At 32.2% G+C, this 23,313-nt stretch carries 27 protein-coding genes and 1 pseudogene; 19 read left to right on the plus strand and 9 right to left on the minus strand.

Going from position 1 to position 23,313, the window contains the following annotated elements:
- The first annotated feature begins 27 nt into the window (after positions 1–27).
- From DFR66_RS02690 to DFR66_RS02700, 3 genes are read left to right on the plus strand one after another with little or no spacing between them, the layout of a single operon-like run.
- The gene (locus DFR66_RS02690; protein WP_114753308.1) at positions 28–1,935 is read left to right on the plus strand and encodes an acyltransferase family protein; all 1,908 of its coding nucleotides are present in this window, start codon (positions 28–30) and stop codon (positions 1,933–1,935) included.
- 20 nt (positions 1,936–1,955) lie between these two features.
- Complete coding sequence (locus DFR66_RS02695) at positions 1,956–2,771, plus strand: 2,3,4,5-tetrahydropyridine-2,6-dicarboxylate N-succinyltransferase (RefSeq protein WP_114753309.1); 816 nt, start codon at positions 1,956–1,958, stop codon at positions 2,769–2,771.
- A gap of 8 nt (positions 2,772–2,779) precedes the next feature.
- Positions 2,780–3,841 (plus strand): glycosyltransferase family 9 protein, encoded by a 1,062-nt coding sequence (locus DFR66_RS02700; RefSeq protein ID WP_242008619.1) that lies wholly within the window; start codon positions 2,780–2,782, stop codon positions 3,839–3,841.
- A 5-nt stretch (positions 3,842–3,846) separates the two neighbouring features.
- Here the strand turns inward: DFR66_RS02700 and DFR66_RS02705 are convergent, their stop codons facing one another.
- A complete protein-coding gene (locus DFR66_RS02705; RefSeq protein WP_114753310.1) occupies positions 3,847–4,662 on the minus strand; it encodes a glycosyltransferase family 2 protein in 816 nt (271 codons plus the stop codon).
- Positions 4,663–4,728: 66 nt separating this feature from the next.
- On the opposite strand from DFR66_RS02705, the gene DFR66_RS02710 reads away from it, so the two are divergent.
- Positions 4,729–5,523: a glycosyltransferase family 2 protein gene (locus DFR66_RS02710; protein WP_114753311.1), complete on the plus strand. Its 795-nt coding sequence runs from the start codon at positions 4,729–4,731 to the stop codon at positions 5,521–5,523.
- Here DFR66_RS02710 and DFR66_RS02715 read toward each other — a convergent pair.
- Positions 5,501–6,262 carry a lipopolysaccharide kinase InaA family protein gene (locus tag DFR66_RS02715; RefSeq protein ID WP_114753312.1) on the minus strand — a complete coding sequence of 254 codons (762 nt, stop codon included), beginning with the start codon at positions 6,260–6,262 and terminating at the stop codon, positions 5,501–5,503. The two genes, DFR66_RS02710 and DFR66_RS02715, sit on opposite strands and share 23 nt — an antisense overlap.
- A gap of 128 nt (positions 6,263–6,390) precedes the next feature.
- Positions 6,391–7,179 (minus strand): glycosyltransferase family 2 protein, encoded by a 789-nt coding sequence (locus DFR66_RS02720; protein ID WP_114753313.1) that lies wholly within the window; start codon positions 7,177–7,179, stop codon positions 6,391–6,393.
- Between the two features lie 282 nt (positions 7,180–7,461).
- Here DFR66_RS02720 and DFR66_RS02725 point away from each other — a divergent pair, with 282 nt between their 5' ends.
- The 6 genes from DFR66_RS02725 to DFR66_RS02750 all read left to right on the plus strand — a co-directional run bounded on the left by DFR66_RS02725 (position 7,462) and on the right by DFR66_RS02750 (position 12,249).
- Complete coding sequence (locus DFR66_RS02725; protein ID WP_114753314.1) at positions 7,462–8,031, plus strand: L-threonylcarbamoyladenylate synthase; 570 nt, start codon at positions 7,462–7,464, stop codon at positions 8,029–8,031.
- 58 nt (positions 8,032–8,089) lie between these two features.
- Positions 8,090–8,482 (plus strand): GxxExxY protein, encoded by a 393-nt coding sequence (locus DFR66_RS02730; RefSeq protein ID WP_114753315.1) that lies wholly within the window; start codon positions 8,090–8,092, stop codon positions 8,480–8,482.
- Positions 8,483–8,502: 20 nt separating this feature from the next.
- Complete coding sequence (locus DFR66_RS02735) at positions 8,503–9,918, plus strand: CCA tRNA nucleotidyltransferase (RefSeq protein WP_114753316.1); 1,416 nt, start codon at positions 8,503–8,505, stop codon at positions 9,916–9,918.
- Between the two features lie 61 nt (positions 9,919–9,979).
- Positions 9,980–11,002 (plus strand): COX15/CtaA family protein, encoded by a 1,023-nt coding sequence (locus tag DFR66_RS02740; RefSeq protein WP_114753317.1) that lies wholly within the window; start codon positions 9,980–9,982, stop codon positions 11,000–11,002.
- 52 nt (positions 11,003–11,054) lie between these two features.
- Entirely contained in the window at positions 11,055–11,828 is a 774-nt protein-coding gene (locus tag DFR66_RS02745; RefSeq protein ID WP_114753318.1) for a CDP-alcohol phosphatidyltransferase family protein, read from the plus strand.
- Between the two features lie 238 nt (positions 11,829–12,066).
- Entirely contained in the window at positions 12,067–12,249 is a 183-nt protein-coding gene (locus DFR66_RS02750; protein ID WP_114753319.1) for a CsbD family protein, read from the plus strand.
- A gap of 108 nt (positions 12,250–12,357) precedes the next feature.
- Here DFR66_RS02750 and DFR66_RS02755 read toward each other — a convergent pair whose 3' ends face one another.
- From DFR66_RS02755 to DFR66_RS02780, 6 genes are all read right to left on the minus strand, one after another.
- A complete protein-coding gene (locus tag DFR66_RS02755) occupies positions 12,358–13,125 on the minus strand; it encodes a LytR/AlgR family response regulator transcription factor (protein ID WP_114753320.1) in 768 nt (255 codons plus the stop codon).
- 66 nt (positions 13,126–13,191) lie between these two features.
- Complete coding sequence (locus DFR66_RS02760; RefSeq protein WP_114753321.1) at positions 13,192–13,500, minus strand: 2TM domain-containing protein; 309 nt, start codon at positions 13,498–13,500, stop codon at positions 13,192–13,194.
- Positions 13,501–13,502: 2 nt separating this feature from the next.
- Entirely contained in the window at positions 13,503–13,817 is a 315-nt protein-coding gene (locus DFR66_RS02765; protein WP_114753456.1) for a 2TM domain-containing protein, read from the minus strand.
- Positions 13,808–15,139: a 2TM domain-containing protein gene (locus tag DFR66_RS02770; protein ID WP_114753322.1), complete on the minus strand. Its 1,332-nt coding sequence runs from the start codon at positions 15,137–15,139 to the stop codon at positions 13,808–13,810. Before DFR66_RS02770 ends, DFR66_RS02765 begins: the two co-directional genes overlap by 10 nt.
- 54 nt (positions 15,140–15,193) lie before the next feature.
- Positions 15,194–15,814, minus strand: a complete 621-nt coding sequence (locus DFR66_RS02775; protein ID WP_114753323.1) for a hypothetical protein — start codon at positions 15,812–15,814, stop codon at positions 15,194–15,196.
- A gap of 233 nt (positions 15,815–16,047) precedes the next feature.
- Positions 16,048–18,252 carry a TonB-dependent receptor gene (locus DFR66_RS02780; RefSeq protein ID WP_114753324.1) on the minus strand — a complete coding sequence of 735 codons (2,205 nt, stop codon included), beginning with the start codon at positions 18,250–18,252 and terminating at the stop codon, positions 16,048–16,050.
- Positions 18,253–18,432: 180 nt separating this feature from the next.
- On the opposite strand from DFR66_RS02780, the gene DFR66_RS02790 reads away from it, so the two are divergent.
- The 9 genes and pseudogenes from DFR66_RS02790 (at position 18,433) to DFR66_RS02825 (ending at position 23,273) form a co-directional block, all read left to right on the plus strand.
- Positions 18,433–18,891, plus strand: coding sequence for a YciI family protein (locus DFR66_RS02790; RefSeq protein ID WP_114753326.1), 459 nt, complete (start codon positions 18,433–18,435; stop codon positions 18,889–18,891).
- A 1-nt stretch (position 18,892) separates the two neighbouring features.
- Complete coding sequence (locus tag DFR66_RS02795) at positions 18,893–19,450, plus strand: sugar O-acetyltransferase (RefSeq protein WP_114753327.1); 558 nt, start codon at positions 18,893–18,895, stop codon at positions 19,448–19,450.
- A gap of 71 nt (positions 19,451–19,521) precedes the next feature.
- Entirely contained in the window at positions 19,522–19,695 is a 174-nt protein-coding gene (locus tag DFR66_RS13835; protein WP_158634634.1) for a hypothetical protein, read from the plus strand.
- 4 nt (positions 19,696–19,699) lie between these two features.
- On the plus strand, positions 19,700–19,918 hold the full coding sequence (locus DFR66_RS02800) for a hypothetical protein (RefSeq protein WP_146841079.1): 219 nt from the start codon (positions 19,700–19,702) through the stop codon (positions 19,916–19,918).
- Positions 19,919–19,979: 61 nt separating this feature from the next.
- On the plus strand, positions 19,980–20,240 hold the full coding sequence (locus tag DFR66_RS02805) for a hypothetical protein (RefSeq protein ID WP_114753329.1): 261 nt from the start codon (positions 19,980–19,982) through the stop codon (positions 20,238–20,240).
- A gap of 393 nt (positions 20,241–20,633) precedes the next feature.
- A complete protein-coding gene (locus tag DFR66_RS02810; protein ID WP_114753330.1) occupies positions 20,634–21,173 on the plus strand; it encodes an IS1096 element passenger TnpR family protein in 540 nt (179 codons plus the stop codon).
- A gap of 58 nt (positions 21,174–21,231) precedes the next feature.
- Positions 21,232–21,525, plus strand: a pseudogene (locus DFR66_RS02815) (four helix bundle protein); the annotation flags it as partial.
- A 115-nt stretch (positions 21,526–21,640) separates the two neighbouring features.
- Entirely contained in the window at positions 21,641–22,699 is a 1,059-nt protein-coding gene (locus tag DFR66_RS02820) for a nucleoid-associated protein (protein WP_114753331.1), read from the plus strand.
- A gap of 361 nt (positions 22,700–23,060) precedes the next feature.
- Positions 23,061–23,273, plus strand: coding sequence for a hypothetical protein (locus DFR66_RS02825; RefSeq protein ID WP_114753332.1), 213 nt, complete (start codon positions 23,061–23,063; stop codon positions 23,271–23,273).
- Positions 23,274–23,313 lie beyond the last annotated feature (40 nt).

Consider the following 23,313-nt stretch of genomic DNA (forward strand, 5'->3'; position numbering starts at 1 on the left):
TTCTATCTTTGCCCGAAATTCAGCTTAATGAAAATAAACTTTTCTTATCGCCCAGATATTGACGGTATGCGCGCAATAGCCGTTTTACTGGTGATTTTATATCATGCTGACTTTACATTTATGACTGGGGGATACGTAGGAGTTGATGTTTTCTTTGTTCTATCTGGTTTTTTAATTACTCTGGGAATCGATAAAGAAATGAACAATAATTCTTTTTCTTTTGGGAAGTTTTATTTAACACGAATCAGACGCATCATACCTGTACTGGTTTTTATAATGCTGATTGTGACCATCCCAGCTTATTTTATTTTATTTTCTGATGATTTAGAATCGTACTCCCGAACACTGATACACACCATACTTTCAACTAACAACATCCATTTATGGATAAACAATGGAGATTATTTTGCAGGAAATTCAGAATTAAAACCTTTTCTTCACACCTGGTCATTATCTGTTGAAGAACAGTTTTATTTTTTATGGCCTATACTTTTACTTTTTTTACATCGTAAATTAAGCCTGCAAAAAAGACTTGTTTTTATCATTCTTTTTCTGATTTTAGGAGTCGTTCTTTCTGTTTATCTAACAAACACAAATCCAAATTTGGCCTATTTTTTATTACCTGCCAGGATATTTGAACTCACTATTGGAGCCTGTTTAGCAATGTTTTGGGGAAAATTACCTGTGTTTACTAGAAATACAAACCATATTTTATCTATAATTGGTTTAACCATAATTTTGATTCCGGCTGTAGTTTTAAATAAATCAAGCTTATTTCCAGGTTTAAATGCCATCTTGCCCTGCATAGGAACCGCACTTCTCATTTTTACAGGAAAAGAAGAGGATAACAAAGGTATTGTCAATAAATTATTATTTAATAAAAGCTTAGTTTTAATTGGCCTTACCTCCTATTCCATGTATTTATGGCATTGGCCTATTTTTGTTTTTATCAAATACCTGGGAATCAACTTAGATGGGTATATTCGGATTTTGTCATTGTTATTAATTTTTGCGCTTTCTTATTTCTCCTGGCGTTTTGTAGAACAGCCTTTTAGAAAAAAATACAAATATAATTTCAAAAAAACCCTGCTCTATATTTTCTTACCTTCTTTGTCTGCAATTGCATTAATCTATGCTGTTATAGATTCAAAAGACGGATTCCCGGAAAGATTCCCTGAATTAAGCGAATTTACCCCAAAGACAAATTATCCAAATAAAGTTAGAAAACAATGTTTCGATAAATTCAGAATTGGAAATTGTGAGGATTGTTTTTTAGGTGTCAAAAAAGACAGTCTTGATGGTATGCTCATAGGAGATTCCTTTGCAAATCATACCGCAGCCTTTCTTGATGTTTTAGCTAAAGATGCCGAATTATACATTCACGACAGTGCTGCAGGTGGTTATCCGCTTATGAATGGATTAAATAAAGACGGTTCGGCACATTATCCTAAACAATATGCCATAGAACGTTTAAACTATGCGAAAAAATTCAAAAACATTTTTATATCAGCCAACTGGGAGGGGCTTTCCGAACCAGAAAATAAAGCAACTTACCTGTCAACAATAAAGACTTTAGGTGAATTAGTAAAAACTGGAAAAAAAATAATTATTTTTGAAGCCTTAAGAAAAACTACTGAAATGAATTTACATAGGGCCAAATTAGTAAAAGCTAAAATCCCTGTGTATTTTTCTGAAAAGAATTTTTCTATTCCTGAATACAAGAGGCCGGACAATTATATCATATATGAAATAAAAAGGGAATTTCCTTCTATAATCATTATTAACCTTAATGATGTAATGTGTGAAAACGGAAATTGCGAAATAGAATTGAATAACACAATTATTTATAGAAATTCAGATCATCTCAATACCAGCGGAGCCCGTTTATTAGGCGAAGCTTATTTAAAAAAACATAATAATCCACTAAAAATTTAATTTTAAAACTAGATAATCAAATGAACAATTTACAAACAATTATAGAACAAGCTTGGGAAAACAGAGCCTTGTTACAAGAAGAAACTACCACTTCTGCCATTAGAGAAGTTATTGAATTATTAGACACTGGAAAACTTCGTGTTGCCGAGCCGGTTAACGAAGGATGGCAAGTAAACGAATGGGTAAAAAAAGCGGTAGTTATGTATTTCCCAATCCAGAAAATGGAAACATGGGAATCTGGAATTTTTGAATACCATGACAAAATGTTATTGAAAAGAGGTTACGCCGAAAAAGGAATCCGTGTGGTTCCTAATGCTGTGGCCCGTTATGGTGCATACATTTCAAGCGGTGTTATTTTGATGCCAAGTTATGTAAATATTGGTGCTTATGTTGATGAAGGAACTATGGTAGACACATGGGCAACAGTAGGAAGCTGTGCACAAATTGGTAAAAACGTACACTTAAGTGGTGGTGTAGGAATAGGTGGTGTTCTAGAACCTTTGCAAGCAGCTCCGGTAATTATTGAAGACGGTGCGTTTATTGGTTCTCGTTGCATTGTTGTAGAAGGTGTTCATGTTGGGAAAGAAGCCGTTCTTGGTGCTAATGTTTGCTTGACAGCATCAACAAAAATTATTGATGTTACAGGTGAAGCTCCTATTGAAATGAAAGGTTTTGTTCCTGCTCGTTCTGTAGTAATTCCTGGAAGTTACACTAAGAAATTCGCTGCTGGTGAATTCCAAGTACCTTGTGCTTTGATTATTGGTACTCGTAAACCGTCAACAGATTTAAAAACTTCATTGAATAATGCTTTACGCGAATATGACGTAGCGGTTTAATATAGAAAATGATGAAAATATTGGTGATTCAACAAAAGATGATCGGTGATGTATTGGCTAGCAGTGTTATTTGTAATAATTTAAAGCTGATTTATCCCGATTCTCAAGTTGATTATCTTGTTTATCCTTTTACTGTTCCAGTTTTAGAAAATAATCCAAATATTGATAACATTATTTTATTCGAAGATGAGTATCGCAAAAGCAAACTCGCTTTGTATAAATTTTTAATTGCTATCAGGAAACAAAAATACGACCTCGTTATAGACGCATACGGAAAACTAGAAAGCAATTTAGTAGTCGCTTTTTCTGGTGCAAAAATAAGAATCGGGTTTTACAAACCGTATACAAATTATCTCTATTCTGAAACAGTAAAAGAAATCATAAACCCGACTACTGAAGCCGGAACAGCTATAGAAAACAGATTGAATTTGTTATTGCCATTAGCTACAAATGCTAAATTAAAAAACAAACCTCAAATCTTTTTAACCGAAAATGAAATTGAAAATGGCAAAGCTATTTTAGTGAAAAACAAAATTAATTTTACTAAAAAGTTATACATGATCAGTGTTCTTGGAAGCGGCAAAAACAAAACCTATCCTTTTCCTTATATGGCAAAAGTGATTGACCGAATCGTTGAAAAAAATGAAGCAGTTTTACTTTTTAATTATATGCCATCGCAAGAAAAAGAAGCCAAAGCTGTTTTTGACTTATGTAATCTTAGAACTCAAGAAAACATTAAAATCAATATTGTCTCTGGAAGTATTCGAGAATTTTTATCTATCACATACCACTGTGACGCGTTAATTGGTAATGAAGGTGGTGCGGTAAATATGGCAAAAGCGATAAACAAACCTACGTTTACCATATTTTCTACTTGGATAATTAAAGAAGCTTGGAATTCATTTGAAAATGAAAAATCAAGTATATCGGTGCATCTAAAAGATTTTAAACCAGAATTATATGGTAGTAAATCTGCAAAAGAGAGGAAGAATGAAGCTTTAAATCTATATGATTCCTTTATCCCTGAACTTCTTTTTCCAAAATTAGAACTTTTTTTAGAAAATAATTAAAGTGCTTAAGCATTAGAATCAATACCATTAGGACTTCTTACTATCTTATTCATTTTAGTAAATTTTCTAATGGTTTTATTTTTTTTCAACGCTTCTTCGTTTACATAACCCCGACTATGATCTAAGTGAATACATATAGCACTATATCTAATTTGTTTGGATTTCAATTTCATATTAAATAAACGCTCTCCTAATTCTCTGTCTTCGCCCCCATATTGCATTTCTTCATTAAAACCGTTTACGGCAATTAAATCATTTTTCCATCCAGAAGCATTGTGCCCATTCCAACTGGCGTTAGTAGGCGTTATGGCATTTAAAATTTTAGATTTAAATTTAGACGAACTAATTTTAATGTTTTTATACGATTTTTGCAAACCATGCTGTATTAACCACTTTACATCAAAACATCTTTGTAATGTAATATCTTCCTGTGTTATCACTTTAGAAACGGACATTGGTAATTTAAAATATCCCCCTGAAAGGAAATAACCTTTCTCTCTGTAATCAAGATGAACTGCAATAAAATCATTTCTTGGAATACAATCACCATCCGTAAAAATTAAGTAATCAGAATTAGCACTAAGAATAGCTTTATTCAAAATTTGAGTTTTTTGAAAACCATTATCCTCATGCCAAACATGAATTATAGGATTTGAAATCATACTCTTCATTTGATCAATTAATACTTTTGTTTTTGGACCAGAGCCATCGTCTGCTATAATAATTTCAAAATCCTTTTCAGTTTGAACATTAAATCCAAAAAGAACTTTTTCTAACCATGCTTCTGCATTGTATGTACTTATTATCACAGATGCTTTCATATTTTTTTTACAGTTAGGTAATGCAAAAGTAGTTAATAAATTATATTTGTAAAATACTTCCAATTCATGAATCTAAATTTAGCACCCAAAATATCTGTATTAGTAATTACTTTAAACGAAGAAGCAAATATGCAGGCGCTTTTAGTAGATTTGGGTTTTGCAGACGAAATCATTATAGTTGATTCGTACAGCACTGATAAAACAAAGTCTATAGCCCAATCTTTTTCTAATGTAAAATTTATAGAAAATAGATTCGAAAATTATTCTTCACAAAGAAATTTTGCAATTTCACAAGCAAAAAATGATTGGATTTTATTTCTTGATGCTGATGAAAGACTGACTACTGAACTTAAGGAAGAAATTATAGAAACCTTACAAAACAACAAAACGTATTCTGCTTTTTTATTTTACAGAATATTTATGTTTCAAAATTCGGTTTTACATTTTAGCGGATTACAAACCGATAAAATACTCCGATTATTTGATAAAAACTTTGCAAAATACAGTAACAATCAGTTGGTGCATGAAAAATTAATAGTCAATGGGAAAATAGGTGTTTTTAAAAACAAGCTTCTTCATTATTCCTATTCAGACTATCAATCCTACAAATATAAAGCTACTCGATACGGAAAGTTAAAAGCTCAAGAAAAGTTTATCAAGAAGCATAAACCATCCTTTTTACTCCACATTGTTCATCCTTCTTATAATTTTTTATACAATTATTTTATTCGCTTGGGTTTTCTTGATGGCAAAAAAGGTATTATTATATGTTACTTAAATGCCTACAGTGTGTTTGTAAGATATCAAGAACTAAAGCTTCTTTGGGGTAACAGAAACCTTATTTCCAGAAAAAATATTTAGCTTTTAGTCTGCGTTTTCTATGATATTTTTCTTGGAATTTACAAGTATTATACCACATGATATCAAAAACGTCCTGGAATGATTTATTGTATAATTTTGCATATTCATCGCTCATTATTTCAATCATTTCTTTTTTTGGTGTTAATCTCGAAAGGTTTTTCATTCTCATGTTTATATCCATTTCAGCATGAAAATTCATTCTGTTTAAATCAACTAAGAAAAATTGATATTGTTTTTCAGAAACTTTTTTTATAAGAGTATTCCCTGGCGAATGATCTAAAAACTCAATTCCTTTTTCATGCAAATCAAAAGAAAATTTAGTAAACTGTCTTAGAATATTTTCATGATCAGGATAATCCGGAATTTCTACTAATTCTCTAAAAGTTAATTCGGTTACCAAATGCTCACTAACATAATAACTTTCTTTCAATCCCAGCCAATTGTAATTTTCAAAATAAGCTATTGGTTGTGGAGTTCCTATACCGTTTTCGAGCAAATTAGCAGCATATTCGTAGGAACGTCTGGCCTTAGATTTTCTAAAATACTTGTAGGCAATTTTGTTAATTAAATTTGGAATCTTAAACGACTTGATATTAATCGTTGGAGAGTCTAAATCAAATAATTTTATTTTGTTTCGTTTTCCATCACCAAAAAGAATTCCCTTCGTATCAAAATTTTCAATACAACTAGACAATTTTGATTTATGACTAAGAAAATGGGAGTGAATATTTATTTGCATCAATACAATAATAAGAGTAAACAAAAGTAGGTATTGCTTTTTATTTATCCAATTTAAGGTAAACTATAAATCCAATATTAATTTTATTTGAAAACAAATACTGCTAGTTTAATAAATCTCTAAAAAGTCTATTTCAAATACTTATCAACTCCATTTAGAATTTTTACCGTTCGATTTGCTATCGTTTCCTTTTGCATTTTATCATTTAATTCAAAATGATCTTTTGAATTTACTTTATGAAAAATATGATATACAATCCCAGCATAACGTAGTCTTTTAGCATTTACATGATTGTTTCCAAGTCGAATAGCTAAATCAGAATCTTCTCTGCCCCAACCTTCAAAATCTTCATTATAACCATTTATTGCTATGAAATCTTTACGCCAGTATGAAACATTACAGCCTCTAAATTTTTTAGAAATTCCTTCATGTGATTTATACAATCGAGACAAAAAAGGAATATGTAAGGTTCTGGTTCTATTTTTTATTTCGCTAGAAAAAACATTAAAATAGATTTTCTTAGTTTTAAAAATTTTTTCAATGGCATTAGGAAGTAAATTCACCCTAGAACCATATAAATAAATACCTTTTTCTGCAAGGTTTAAATGATCTTTCACAAAATTTGGATGCAAAATACAATCTCCATCAACTTGAATAATATAATCAATATCTGTTCCTGCTATGGCTTTATTTAAAATTTTTGCTTTTCTAAAACCTTTATCCGTTTGATGAAAATGAATAATTGGAACCGTACTTTTAAGTTGAAACTCAATTATAAGTTCTTCCGTTTCTTTTGCTGAACCATCATCAGCTATAAGAATTTTATTAGGTAAATGTGTTTGTGATAAAGCACTAATCATAACTAAACGAAGTGCTTCTGGCCAATTATATGTAGAAATTAAAAGTGCTGATGTCATCCTCTATTTACTTGAATAAATTAATCTGAAATATATTTTTCTATTGCTAGAAACAACATTAAGTCTTCTAAATTTCATATTTGTGCCAAAATAACGCTAAAAATATTAATTTAAATAGCTTCAAATATCAAATGTTTTAAAATTAAAAGAAAAAGTACCCTAAGACTCAATCTCCTCTCGAAATATATTTGGATTGCAAAGCTCAAATGAAGTATTTTTGCACATTGGAAATTACATTAGTTTTATTGACATGAAACTTAAAATATCCACAAAAATAAAAATATGGAAAATATCAACGAAGAAGTACATAAAGCATACGAAGTCATCAAAGAAGGCGGAATCATCCTATATCCTACTGACACTGTTTGGGGAATTGGCTGTGATGCCACAAACGCTGAGGCTGTCGCCAAAATATACAAACTCAAGCAAAGAGCCGAAACCCAAAGCATGATTGTTTTGATGAATGGCGAAAAAATGATGTACAATGTTTTTAAAGACATTCCTGAAGTAGCTTGGCAAATTATAGATTTATCCGAAAAACCAACGACTTTAATATTAGACAAACCCAGAAATGTGGCTCCTAATATAATCTCTACAGATAACTCACTGGGAATTCGTGTTGTGAAGGAACCTTTTTGCTTCAAATTAATGGAAAAGATGAAAAAACCATTGGTTTCGACATCAGCAAATATTTCAGGCCAACCCACTCCTATTGCCTTCAAAGATATTAGTCCGGAAATTATAAAAGGTGTAGACTATGTTGTAAATTTGCATCGTGAAAAAATAGGCGGAAAACCATCAACAATCATAAAATTAAGTTCAGATAGTCAGGTTAAAATTATTCGTAAATAGATTTTTTATTTATTTTTTACCGCGGATTCGCAGATTATTAATCAATTTATTAATTTTTATGTCAGAAGAATATTCAAATAAAAATGAAACATACAAAATAATTGGAATTCTATTTGAGGTACATAAAAATTTAGGAAAAGGTTTTTCAGAAATAGTTTACAAAGACGCGTTAGAATATGAATTTAAGATTAATTCTATTCCGTTTGAGCGTGAAAAAGAATTTCAAGTGCAGTATAAAGCTACCACTTTAAAACATAAGTTTTATGCTGATTTTGTTGTTTACAACGACATAATCCTTGAGATAAAAACAGTTGAATGCTTCAATTCTAGCCATTATAATCAATGTCTCAATTATTTAAAGGTATCAGGAAATGAATTAGCATTACTAGTAAACTTCAACGCGGTATCCTTAGAATATAAACGGATTGTGAGTTCAAAAAAATTAAAATAAATCTGCGAATCTGCGGTAAAATGAATTACAAAACAGCATTAAATAATAAAATTTTCGAAGTCATCTCTCAAGCTTCTCAAGAACTTAACGTAGATAGTTACGTTATTGGTGGTTTTGTGAGGGATTTACTTTTAGGTAGAGATTTCAAAAAAGATATCGATATTGTTGCTGTAGGCAGCGGTATCGAATTAGCTTTAAAAGTATCACAACTACTTCCTAACAAACCAAAAGTTCAGGTTTTTAAAACCTACGGAACAGCAATGTTGCGTTTTGAAGATACCGAAATAGAATTTGTAGGCGCGCGTAAAGAATCCTATCAATCTGACAGTAGAAATCCTATTGTAGAAAACGGTACGCTACAAGACGATCAAAACCGTCGCGATTTTACAATTAATGCACTTGCTTTATCACTCAATAAAGATAATTATGGAGCATTATCAGACCCTTTTAACGGACTTGACGATTTAAAAAATAAAATCATTAAAACTCCATTAGACCCTGATATTACATTCTCTGACGATCCGTTGCGTATGCTAAGAGGAATTCGTTTTGCAAACCAACTAGGCTTTGAAATCGAAGAAAATTCTTTGAATTCTATAACTAAAAACGCAGAGCGAATCAAAATCATTTCTGGAGAACGCATTGTTGATGAATTGAATAAAATACTTTCCACTGACAAGCCCTCCGTAGGATTTTTGTTATTATTCAAAACTGGACTTTTAGATATTATTCTACCGGAATTGACTGCTTTGAATCAAGTTGAAGAAATTGAAGGTCACACCCACAAAAATAATTTCTACCACACGCTGGAAGTTGTAGATAATATTTGCCCAAATACGGATGATGTTTGGTTGCGCTGGTCAGCATTGTTACATGATATTGGAAAAGCACCAACGAAACGCTTCAACAAAAAACAAGGTTGGACATTTCACGGTCACGAATTTCTGGGTGGAAAAATGGCAAAGAAAATTTTTGAGCGCTTGCACATGCCACTAAACCACAAAATGAAATTTGTACAGAAAATGGTGATGATGAGCTCCAGACCCATTGTCCTTTCGCAAGAAACCGTAACAGATTCTGCGGTGCGTAGGTTGGTTTTTGATGCTGGTGAAGACGTAGAAAACTTAATGACATTGTGCGAAGCTGATATCACTACTAAAAACCCAAATAAATTTAAAAAATACCACAAAAATTTTGAAATAGTTCGCCAAAAAATTGTGGAAGTAGAAGAACGCGATCAGGTTCGTAATTTTCAACCTCCTATTACTGGCGAAGAAATTATGGAGCATTTTAACATCAAACCTTCTAGAGAAATTGGCCTTTTAAAAGAAGCCATCAAGGAGGCCATACTTGAAGGTGAGATACCAAATGAGTATCAAGCTGCTTATGATTTCATGTTAAAAAAAGCCGAAAAAATAGGATTAGTTAAAGTTTAACTATTGTGTAGTGACCTACTCCATAGAAATGAGATAATTTTACAAAAAAAATACAATTCCTGTGCAAAAATACTTTTTAAAATCCGCAAAAATAGCTCTTGTTTTAGTTTATCTTGTCATCTTTGCTGGGGCGTTTGTTCGCTTAACAGGATCTGGAATGGGCTGTCCTGATTGGCCTAAATGTTTTGGATATTACATCCCCCCTACGGACCAAAAAGAACTTTTATTTACCCCAAGTAAAGAGTATACCAAGGGACAAGTAATTATAAAAGAAGAAGCTTTATGGGTGGCCAAGGAAGATTTTGTAGCAACAGATCGTTTTGAAAACAGCAATTGGACAGCCTATGAAAAGCATGATTATGCTATTTTCAATCCTATTCACACCTGGGTAGAATACATCAATAGACTATTAGGTGCTTTAGCAGGAATTGCATGTATTGTAACCTTCGTACTTTCTTTTGGATATAGAAAACATCAAAAAAATCTTATTTACTTATCTTTTATTGTGTGCGTTCTAATGGCATTTCAGGCGTGGCTGGGTAAAACAGTTGTAGATTCTGTGCTGAGTCCTTATAAAATTACCACACACATGCTCGCTGCATTGTTGATCCTAGCAATTCAACTTGTTGTCATTTATAGCGTAAAAACGAATAACAAGCCTTTAGTCTTCAATACAAAATTTAATACTATTTTACTTGTTTCTTTGGTGCTAACAATAATTCAAATTGTCCTTGGCACTGATGTAAGAGAACATGTTGATATCGTTTCAAAAACGGGTGCGCCAGAGATCATGTGGCTTCAAAACCCTACTGTAATTTTCTACATTCACAGATCATTTTCAATACTTGTCTTAGCAATAAATGCCTTTTTATTTTACATGAATAGCAAACTGAATTTAAATGCAAGCAAATTAAAATGGGTCATGTACTTACTTGCATTTGAAATCATTTCGGGTATTGCTATGTATTATTTTGATTTCCCTTTTGGTACACAAACCATACATATTGTTCTAGCAACCCTACTTTTTGGGGTTCAGTTTTACCTGGTTTTAGAGTCGTATTCGCAAAGAAAAAAACAGCTTTAACACCCATCTTTGACTATATTGTCACATCTTTTTTTGCTTACTAATTATTAAAATGTCTAAACTAGCCGCTCAAGATAAATTTTTAGATTTGTCAGATTATGGAAGACCATTTGGAAAATTTCTTGCCAATCAATTAAAAAACACTCGGTTTACTCCTATTCATGTTACACTACTTTTTGGTGTTTCCGGTCTAATCGCTATTTATTATATTCTAGACGGATCGTACTTTTTAGCTGGATTATTCATCTTGCTGAAATCAGGAATAGATGCTGCCGATGGTGAACTGGCTCGATTAAAAAACAGGCCTTCTTATACCGGTAGATATTTGGACAGTGTATTTGATATCATCCTAAATTTTCTCTTTTTGATGACCATTTGTTACGTTTCAAAAACTAGTTTTTGGATGACAATTTTGGCCTTTATCGGCATTCAGTTACAGGGAACTTTATACAATTATTATTATGTAATTTTACGAAATAAATCTGTTGGGGGAGACACAACTAGTAAAATTTTCGAATATAAATCTCCAAAGGCTCTACCAGGAGAGACCCAAAAATCAGTTGATATTTTATTTCGAATTTATACTGTAGTCTACGGTACTTTCGATAAAATAATTCACACAATGGACAAAGAAGCATACAAAGTAAAAACGTTTCCTAATTGGTTTATGACGATACTTTCTATCTACGGCTTGGGCTTCCAACTATTGATAATCGCAGTAATGTTACCCATGAAATTAATTGAATACATCATTCCATTTTTTATTATTTACACCACTTTAATTTTGGTCATAATTGGTATCCGAAAAGTAGCCTTTAAGATTTAAAATCATCATAAGAATAATCTATACCTAATACGCAAAATACACATTACCATATTTATAACAAACATTATCTTAAGTTGTAATTTATATCAAATACTATTCTAAATCAACAGTATAAAAAGAAATACAGTTTCAAAATTCAATGGAATTATACAATAGTTTTTCCTAATTATATAAGATATTTACAGTTTAAAATTGCCAAATTTGTAATGAACAAATAGTAATTTAATACTTAAATATTATGCCAAATTCAAATGAGATTAAAGGGAACTGGAATGAGATGAAAGGAAAGCTGAAACAAAAATTTGCTGATCTTACCGATGATGATTTATTGTATGAAGAAGGTAAAGAGGATGAAATGTGGGGCAAATTACAGCAAAAGCTAGGTAAGACTCAAAAAGAAATTAAGTCTTTACTTGACTAATTTTTAAGTAAATTTACAAGTGTTTCTGTTTCTGTTATTAAAGTATTCTTGATTTGAATTCTTTTTAAAAACAGCAACAGAAACACTTTTTTTTGGACTAAAAAAAAACTACCCTATCCACTCCTTAAAGTCGGTTACTTTTTCACGACTTACTATAACATCATCTTCCTTGTAAGTGGGTAAAACAACCTTCAATCTAGAGTTGCTATAAAGGACAATTTCCTTGATTGCTTTCATAGGAATTATGAATTTTCTACTAACTCTAAAAAAATCTTTCGGGTCTAATTCTTGCTCTAAATTTTCGAGTGTGGTATCAATTAAGTAATTCCTGTTATCATACGTGTGCATGTATGTGCCTTTATTTTCGCTAAAAAAACATTCGATTTCATCTACTGCAATTACTTTGAGATGCTGCCCTATTTTAACGGTAAAACGTTTTTTAAAATTTTTCTCAAAAGGATTGGTTAGCATTTTTTTGATTTGTTCAAAATCAAGAGCAAGGTTTTGAACTGGTACTTCTTGTTTCGGTAAAAGCGATTTAAATTTGGCAACAGCCACTTCTAAATCATCTTCGTCAATTGGCTTCAAGAGATAGTCAATACTATTCAATTTAAAAGCCCTTAATGCATATTCATCATAAGCCGTTGTAAAAATTACAGCACTTTTAATTTCAACTTTTTCGAAAATTTCAAACGACAAACCGTCAGACAATTGAATATCTAAAAAGATCAAATCTGGATGTGTGTTTGCAGAAAACCACTGCACCGCATCCTCAACAGAGTGAAGCATCGTTTGAACTTGTACGCCTAACTTTTCTACTTTACGTTGTAAAAGTCGTGCAGCTGGTTTCTCGTCTTCAATGATAATTGTTGTCATGTATTTTTATTCTTGCTTTATAAATGATCTTTTGACTCTTGTTGCTTAGTAAAAATAAGAATTTAGTTATTCCCAATTACCATTTTTTTGTTTCTCCATGAGCTCTTTAATTTTAAGCTCTTCCCAGTCGCGTCCTAAAACAATAGCTGGAATAAATACTGATAAACCGTGTGCTGCTAAACCAATTCCCCAAAACAATGCAGTCGCAAAATTATTCCATTGAAAATAACTTTCGCCAGGTTTAAGGTTTTGTGTGTTCAACACAATAATCATGATGTTGATGACAATGTAAACAATAAGGTGCGTGTAAAAACCTTTAATTTTTCGAACTCTTTTTAGTGCATTATCGTATGCTATTTGATCTGTTGTAGTCATGATTACTCGTAGGTATTAGTTTTACTATTTTCTTCTTTAATGTATTGTTGAATTTTTCTTTCTTCCCAGTTTTGTCCAAAAAATGGAATCCAATTAAAAACTCTAATGGCGTGAAATAAAAGACCAATTCCCCAACTTCCGAAAGTCCAAAAGAAAAATATATGGTTTGGAGAATATCTAAAATTAATTAAAATCAGAATTCCATTTACAAGCACAAAGGAAGCAAGATGCGAATAAAACCCTTTTAACTCCTCCACCTGCTTTTTAGCGATTTGATACTGCTCAAATTCGCTATTGTTTGGTTTATTTAGTTCCATTTGTTTGTTTTGTTTTTGTTTAAAATCTCTTGTATTTTTTGCTCTTCCCAATTTTTGCCGTACCCAAAGGTCTCGAGTGCATGAAACGTAAGTCCCATTCCCCAGCCCAAAAGCGGGAACCAAAACCATTGAAAAGGATGTGGCGAACTCAGGTTAACGATGATTAAAATTGGGATTACAATACAGTACGAAATTAAATTTCCGTAAAATCCTTTTAATTTTTCTACTCTTTCTTTAGCTCTTGCGTAAGCTAAATTTTCGTTGCTAATTGTATTTGTTTCCATAGCGGTTATTTGTTTGGTTAAAATAGGAATCAGTACTTTAAAGTCTGTTTCCGTTTGTTCTACTAAAACTTTTCTCTTTGATAGCAAGGCATAACGGCTTACAATATTTTGCAATCCTACACCTTGACGGTCTTGCAAGACCTCTTTTTTTTGCAAATTGTTTTGAACCACCAGGTAATTATCCTGAATGTAAATAGTAATCTGCAAGGGCTTATTTTCACTTACTACATTGTGCTTGATCGTATTTTCTAGCAACAATTGTAAGGATAGCGGCACTACTCTAGCCTCTATATTTTCAAAATCTGTTGGCAATTGAAAGCTAATACTGTTTTCAAATCGCATTTTTAATAAATTCATATACGTTTTGGCAAAAGCCAGTTCCTCTGCCACACTAACAAGTTCTTTGTCTTTTTGTTCTAAAACATAACGGTAAATTTTAGATAAAGAGGTGGTAAAACGCTGTGCATTTTCAGGATTTTCTTCGATTAAAGAACTCAAAACATTCAAACTATTGAACAAAAAATGTGGGTCAATTTGGTTTTTTAAACTCTCGAATTTGGCGTTAGCTGTCCCAGCAATAATTTTTTGTTCCTTGACTTTGTTTTCATTGTACGCCTTGTAAAAATAGATGGCATGTATTGCTAGTGTAACAAAAAAAGTTATGATACTGGATACAATGTAGTTCTCTGGCTTTTCGTTTTTGAGAAACTCTTGCAAACTTTGGTTATTGTAGACTACCTCTTCAAACAAGTGCAATAAAAAAATTACGATTAAAGACAAGACAACCGAACCCGCAAAACCAACCAACAATCTCTTTTTAGAAAAACGATCAACAAAGAGAGCATCTAATTTCATAAAAAACAGTGCATTGGTACCATATAACGTAAGCGAATACAAGGCTGTAAACAAAAAGTGAGTTAGTAAACGCTGGTTGAATCCTACTGTTCCGCCCATAACTACCGTAAATAGTTGCATTAAGACAAAAATTACTAAGGTTAGTTTGAATGCTTTTTGTAATTGTTGAAGAAATAAGTTCATTTTATAAATTCTTTAGTTTCCTGCTAGTCACAGCAAAATCAATCGTTTTTTATATTATTTACAATTTTTTTGAGCAATTTGGGCTCTTTCTAATCCCCATGTAGGAGAAAAAACTGTTTCAGGTTTAAAAGTAGCAAAAAGTCCAATAGCTTTTTCAATTTGAGCACACATTGGCTTGGTATCGGTTCCCCAAAATTGTGCTCCTCCTATTTCAAATTCGGCTTTACCAAAAACAACTCTAGGATTTTCTGGAGCGATTGTCTGGGCTTTACCGTACAATTCCATCACTTTTCCTGATAATTTTTGTCCGTTTGTCATGGGGTCAAATGCAATCCAGGCGGTATGAATCATTGCTTGCATCACCAACAATTCGGCATTATTTGGATTTTTATCCATTTCTATATCCAATGATTTTTGTGCTTTAGAAAGTAATAAATTCATTTGCTCTTTATCTTTAGTTCTAAAAGCAGTCGTCGTATTTACCAATGACACATAATAATTAGGCAACCAACTTGTTTTTTCGGCAGCTGCAATTCTTTCGAATAAATCTGAAGCTTCGGTATTTTTCCCTTCACCCCACAATTGAAGTGCTTTACCCATTCCTTGCTCAAATTGGCCTTGAGCTGAAAGTAAACTACAAATAAAAAATGCGATTGTTGTGATAATTTTAGTCATGATTTCTAGGTGTTAAATGGTTATTTTTTTTTGATGATTGAAACGTTCTTATTAATTTATACTTCAAAAGTAGATTGCTTTTTACAGCTTAAAAATTGATTCCTACCGAACTGTAGAATTTAATGGATGAGTTGTGTTTTTTAGTTGCAAAGGTTCTTAGGTTCTAAGGTTCAAAGTAAAAAGTTTGAAGATTCGCAGGCTTAGAACCTTAGTATCTTTGCGACTTTGAACCTTTATAGATTCCTCAACTGATTGTCTTTTTTATCGTTGCTAATCGTCCAAAAGAATCCTACAAAGAAAAAACGGTCTGCCGTGGGAATAATTTCTTTTCTGTTGTAAAAACCTGTATTGTCTGGATTATTAGCATATTCGTAACCAAAAACATTTTTTGTACCTAAAATATTAGAGACAGAGAAATATAAAATCTTTTGCAGTGACAATAAATACGCCCAGTTAAAACTCAAACTATTGAAGGATTTAGTTTTTCCATTCATAAATTTCACTTCATTTGGGTTATTATAAGGTCTGCCAGAACTGTATGAATTTGTAAAGCCAATTTGCGATTTCCAGTTCGTAATAAAGTATTTTGTAACAATAGACAAACTATGGTCCGCAACAAAACTTGGTGTCACTTGAGAACTAAAATTTTTATAGTTTCTTTCCGTGTCTATGTACGAATAGGAAACCCAATACTCTAAGTTTTTGATTGATTTTCCGTCTCTCCAAAACAAATCCAACCCTTTTGCATACCCCGAACCGGAATTGCTAAAAACCGAATTATATTGTGCCGTTTTAGTGTCAAATTTTACTAAATCGCGATAGTCTTTGTAATAGGTTTCTGCACGAAATGTTTTACCGTTTTTATTGTATTGAAAATTCAAAATGTAATGTGAAGCTTTTTCGCTTTCAAACTGATTGTTGTTTGAATATTTGATGTTTTCAGCACTTGGAGTCTGAGTAAAATCGCCATAAGCAAATGAAAACTGACTGTTTTTAGCCATTTTATATGCAAATGAAATTCGGGGAGAAATAGCAGTTTCTTTGAGCAAATCATTATTTGAAGCCCTTATTCCAACTTTTGCAGCCCATTTTTTAGAGAAGAAAATATCAGCTTCGGTATAAACCGCTGCAATGTTTGAATCGTAACCATTGGTAATAACCGGACCTGAACTTTCGTTGAAATCTTCATTGAATTGGGTAACAAAATAATCCGCACCAAAAGAAAGTTTCACTCTTTCTGAAAAGCTTTTTCTTAGTTTGAATTTCATATGAGCCGCATTTTCATCATTCGCCACTTTATCTGAATCTAAATTTATTTTGTTGTTGCTGTAACCATAACTCAGCCCAGTAGTGATTTGCCAATTGCTACCAAAAACGCCTTTGTAGGATGAATTTAAATAGAAATTATTGTTGTTTAAATCCACTCTGATTTTCTCCGGCGTATTTATATTTTCCTGATTGATGTCAAATTTTGAAGCATCAAATGCAGCGTATAGTTTCAAAATCCCATTGTTGAAGTTATAGCGATACACCGTTTCTCCAGACAAGGATTGAAAAGGACTGTTCCAATCTAAGTTTTGAGGAATCGCAGCTTGATAAGGCGCAAGATTCAAATAACTAGCATTGACACTCAAGGAACTTTTTGCCCATTTTTGGGTGTTTCCAATACCTAAACCAACGGTCATCAAGGAAATTTCTGTTTTATTTTGGTCCGGGTCATCTTGAGTATTGAGTAACAACACGCTGGACAAAGCTTCTCCATATTCTGCAGAATATCCACCGGTAGAATAAGCGATTCCGCTAAATAAAAACGGCGAAAATCGGCCACGAGTAGGTAAATTATTAGTAAAAGCACCATAGGGTTGCGCTACACGAATACCATCTACAAATGTTTGTGTCTCGTTAGCCTCGCCACCACGAACAAACAATCTTCCGTCCTCGCCTACTGTTTGCGTTCCTGGTAAGGTTTGCAAAGCCGCAATGATATTCCCTGCTGATCCTGCAGTGGTCACAATATCTAGAGGTTTTAAAACCGAAACTCTTGCTTTGTCGCCCGCCTCAAATGTTCCGGCCGTAATCACGACTGCATCAAGCGATGTCACACTTTCTCGCAGTTTTATGGTTTTATTTTTAAAATTTTCAACATCAATTACTGTTCTTAAAGTTTCATAAATTAAAAAACTCACTACTAAAGTTTGATTTCCAGTTGTTGTAGTCGTAAAACTAAAATCCCCCGACTCACTGCTTGAAGCGCCGTCATAAGTACCTTCGATAAAAATATTAGCACCAGACACTGGTTTCCCTTTTTCATCCACCACTTTTCCCGAAATTGTTGTTTGTGCGAAAATAGTCAGGCTGAATAATAGAATAGTCAAAGTGAAAATCGATTTAAGGCTTCTTTTCGAATGATTTGGCAGATGAGTAAATGTTAATTTCATGATTTATGATTTTGATGAAGCAAATATCTACAGCAAAAGTGACAACCAGAAAAAGTTATTGCTGAACTGTGGAAATTTAAGGATGAGTTGCTTTAATCAATACATTTTGATTTTTAAAATCCCGTATTTTTTATATTATAACGAAAACCTTAAATTTGTTTACATTCAAACTCTGAAAAAATGAAAAAATCATTCTTATTCCTCATATTATTTTGTTTTAGTACTGCAATATTTTCTCAAGCAACGGAATCAGCATTTGATGAAAAGCGAGCAAAATCGCTAAATGCAGATGATTACGGAATGAAGCAATATGTTTTTTGTTTATTAAAAACCGGAAGCAATACAACTGCCACTAAAGAAGAAACTCAAAAATTATTTGAAGGGCACATGACTAATATCAATCAACTAGCCAAAGAAGGAAAACTGGTTGTGGCTGGTCCTTTCATGAAAAATGATAAAAATTACAGAGGTATTTATATTTTTAACGCCAGTAGTATCGAAGAAGCTAAAACATTTGTAGCAACAGATCCTGCGGTTCAATCGAAACTTCTAGAAGCAGAATTGACGCTTTGGTATGGAAGTGCCGCATTGCAGGAAACACTTAAAATTCATGATAAAATAGCTAAAATTAAAATATAACATGATAACTGAAAAAGAAAAAATGATTGCTGGAGAATATTATTTGGCAGGCGATCCAGTTTTAGTAAAAGATAGGCGGAAATCTAAAAATTTGCTTCACCGATTGAATGTTACCGAATATAGAATTACCAAAAAAGCGAGAGAAATACTGAAAGAACTGATTCCTAATGCAGGACCTAATCTTTATATTGAACCGCCATTTTTTTGTGATTATGGATACAATATCAGTTGTGGCGAAAATGTTTATTTCAATGTAAACTGCGTCGTTTTGGATTGTGCCAAAGTCACTATTGGTTCTAATGTCTTTTTTGCTCCGGGCGTTCAATTATACACCGCTACACATCCGCTGGATGCTGAACTAAGGAAAACACTAGAAAATGCATTGCCAATAACCATAGGTAATGATTGCTGGATTGGCGGTAATTCAGTTATTTGTCCTGGAATCACTATTGGAAATGGCTGTGTAATTGGTGCTGGTTCTGTGGTTACAAAAGACATTCCTGACAATTCTTTGGCAGTAGGAAATCCTGCGAAAGTGATTCGGAAATTGAATGAATAATGAATATTGGAATTACATTTTCTCAAAAATAAATTTCCCTATCTTTGTTATAACTACTTAAACAAATCATAATGAAACATCTTAAAGTATTTTTAGTCCTTGCACTTATTGTTGTTGTAAACTCAGTTTCGGCACAATCCACTTTTGAAAAATGGTCTGCCATAAAAGAATTTCACGAAGTAATGTCACAAACCTTCCATCCGGCAGAAGAAGGGAATTTAGCACCTATAAAAAGCCCGTTCTGAAGAAATGATGAACAAAGCAGCAATGTTATTAAAATCTGATATTCCTACAGAATTTAGAACCAATGCAATTTTAGCTTCAGCGGAACGACTGCAACTTAAAAGTAAAGCGCTTCACAAATTAGTACTGTATAATGGAGCTGATACAGCAATTGTGAAATCAATTACCGATTTACACGACACTTTTCATGAAATCGTAGGTCTTTGTTCTGATGCAAAAAAATAAAAATCTAAAGCCTAATCAACTGATTAGGCTTTAGATTTTAACACTTTATTAATTTAAGAAAATGCCGTATTTATTAGCTAAACTTAAGAACGTTACGATTACAATAGCCCGAGAATTCTTAGAAAAGGATAAACCCTTTCATGAAAAAAATAATATGTTTTTGGAAAATATTTGGCAAAATGCAGATGATGACAATGAAGTCTTATTTATTTTCCGAATTAAAGATATTGTTGAAACCAAAGCGCTGATTCATAAGCTGCATTCTGAGGCTTTAGCCACCGATGCCAATGCAAATCTGCCGGAAATGACTTATTTAAAATAATACACTGCAACTCAATAAAATCCAACACACTATCATTATTAGTTTCGATTTTCATAAATCCAAAACGTATTTTATCAGCATTCTAAGAATTGTTCCATAAATCTAGACAATCGTGCAAATTGCGGGCAATATCCATATTATAAAACATCATCGGTTCCAAAAAAGTATCGGTACTGTTTTTTAAAATAATGCAAACCACTGAAAAGTATAACTTCAAGGTCAGAAAAACGGCAATTATTATTGAAAAAAAACTTCCTTTTCTGACTTCTAAATAAAGTTGCTTGAACTATTAGCTACATGTGCATACGCAAAAATCTTATCAACAAATCGAAAATCTGAAATCTAAATCTAAAATTATATTTTACCTTTGAGCTTTCAATAAAAATAAAGATTATGGTTTATAAATTTAGAGTGATTCTTGACGCGGAAGAAGATGTTTTTAGAGACATAGCAATACTTGAAGACGATACTTTAGAAGATTTGCACAATGCTATTTTCAATTCTTTTGGATTTGACGGAATGGAAGTAGCTTCGTTTTATACTTGTGATGAAACTTGGAATCAGGAAGATGAGATTTCTCTTTTTGACACTGGTGATATACCAGGCGAACAAAAAATCATGAGCGATTACCAATTATCTGATATTTTAGATAAGGAAAACACTAAGATTCTTTATGTATATGACTTCATCAACATGTGGACTTTTCTTGTAGAACTGGCAGCAATAGAAGATCAACTTGCCGGAAACACCTATCCTGAGACCATTTTTTCTCATGGAGAAATGCCTGACGAAGCGATGGAAAAAAACTTTGAATCTGATAATGCTGATGACTACAATGATGAATTTGAAGATGGCTTAGACGAAGATGATTTGGATATGTTTGAGGGCGATGATAGTTTTGAAGACTATGGATTTGAGGAGAACTGGAATTAATTTTCAGATACAAAGATTCAAAGTAACAAAGATTCAAAGACTTTTAAAATAAAGAGGTATGAGTACATTTAGAGACTTATTAATTTGGCAAAAATCAATGATTCTTGTTACGGATATTTATCAATTAACAAATACATTTCCTAAAGAAGAAATTTACGGATTAACTTCACAAATTAGAAGGTGTGCGGTATCAATTCCAAGTAATATTGCTGAAGGATACGGAAGAGATGGCAACAAAGATTATTTGAAATTTTTGAATATAGCAACCGCCTCTTTATTTGAAATGCAAACGCAAATTGAAATAGCATTCAATTTAAAATACCTTACTGAATTACAATTTAACAATATATATTAAGCAAGTAGAGAACTAGAAAGAATGATGTGTTCCTTTATTAGAAAAGTTAAGGGACGAAATTAAAACCTTTGTTTCTTTGCCTCTTTGCAGCTTTGCACCTTAACAAATAAATATGATCAACTTATATAACACGCACATCGAAAACTTATCTATTCACAGAGTGGGTAACAAAAGTAGAAACGAAGCCATTTTTTTATCGGAGCAACCTTTTAGTTTAAATGATGAGATTGTGCCTTTGATGAAAGAATTTTTCTTTAAACCTTTTAGAGAGAAAGAAGAAAACTATTTTCAGTTTGCCCATGAAATTGATTTGGATTACAATGACATGTTCAAGTATGCAACGGAGGTTTTTGATAATCCAAGTGCTATTCATGACGTTTCTAAAAAAATTACAACACACTTATTCGAACAGTCGAATCATCCGCACATCAAGAATGGTGAAGTATATGTAACGTATTTGACTAACGTAAGTATTGATAATAATGTGGTGGATGCCATTGGGATTTTTAAAAGTGAAATACAAGCTGACTTTTTACAATTTGAAGAAAAAGCAACACATTTAGAAATGATTTTGCAACATGGTGTAAGTTTAAATAAACTGGACAAAGGTTGTGTTATCTTTAATTACAAAAAAGAAGAAGGATACAAAATCCTGACTGTAGACAGTAACCGTTATGATGCGAGATATTGGCTAGAGCATTTCTTATCTGTGGATGCATTTGAAGATGAAAACTTCATCACAAAAAAATACTTAAAATTCTGCCAGAACTTTGCTAAAGACGTTGTTTTTCCTGCTGAGGACAAGAAAGAAGAAGTGATGTTTATGAACCGTTCGGTAAATTATTTTGCTAAAAACGATCAGTTCGAAGAAACTAATTTCCTAAACGAAGTTTTAGACAATCCAGACTTAATTCCTGAATTTAAAAACTACAAAGTAGACAAAGGAGAAAAATACAGCATAGAAGATGTTACATCTTTTCCTATTGCAAATGCAGCTGTTTCTGACGCTAGAAAGTCCATTAAAAATGTTATAAATTTAGACACACACATTCAAATCAAAATGGATTTCATCAATCCTGAAAGTGCCGAGAAATATGTCGAAAAAGGCTGGGACGAGGAAAAACAAATGTATTACTACCTGGTTTATTTTAATAAAGAAGAAAAGAGTTAGTAAGTATTGAATAGTCCCAGTGTTCAGTCGCAGTCGCAATATGCAATCACAGTTTTTAGTAATTAGTGATTCGTTTCGATTTAAAGTAAAAGAATTATACAGATATTAATCTCCAATTACGAATGTAATTGGAGATTTTTTTTGAAATAAACATAAAAACTACCGTCTCAAATTTGGTTTACTTATATTAAAAAAAGAAAATGGCTCAAATTTTTTTTAAAGAAAGTCCGTTCAAAACATTGATTTCATTTCATAAGCTAATTGAAGCTTTGGAAGAAATTGCCAATTATCGAGCGATTTTGCTTAAGCATTATTAAAAGAAATTGCGCCTTTTCCTGAATTTCGCATTGGTATAGAAAATTTGGATTTAATATTCGAAAACGAAACTTCAATCCAACATTTACTGGCTGATTTGTTCCCGACCGCTTTAACGAACAATGAAATTAAAGCTATTACAATTCCGTATCTGAATTTTACTTATAATTACACGGAACGTTTCAAAAAAATAATTGAAGATGTTAGTACATTATTTGAAATTATGGAAAGGATTATTACTAACATAAAAAAGTTATGAGCAATTTGCGGCAAACTATATTATTTCACATGAACAACTA

This window comes from Flavobacterium glaciei, assembly GCF_003350545.1.
In the GTDB taxonomy this organism is placed as follows: Bacteria; Bacteroidota; Bacteroidia; order Flavobacteriales; family Flavobacteriaceae; genus Flavobacterium; species Flavobacterium glaciei.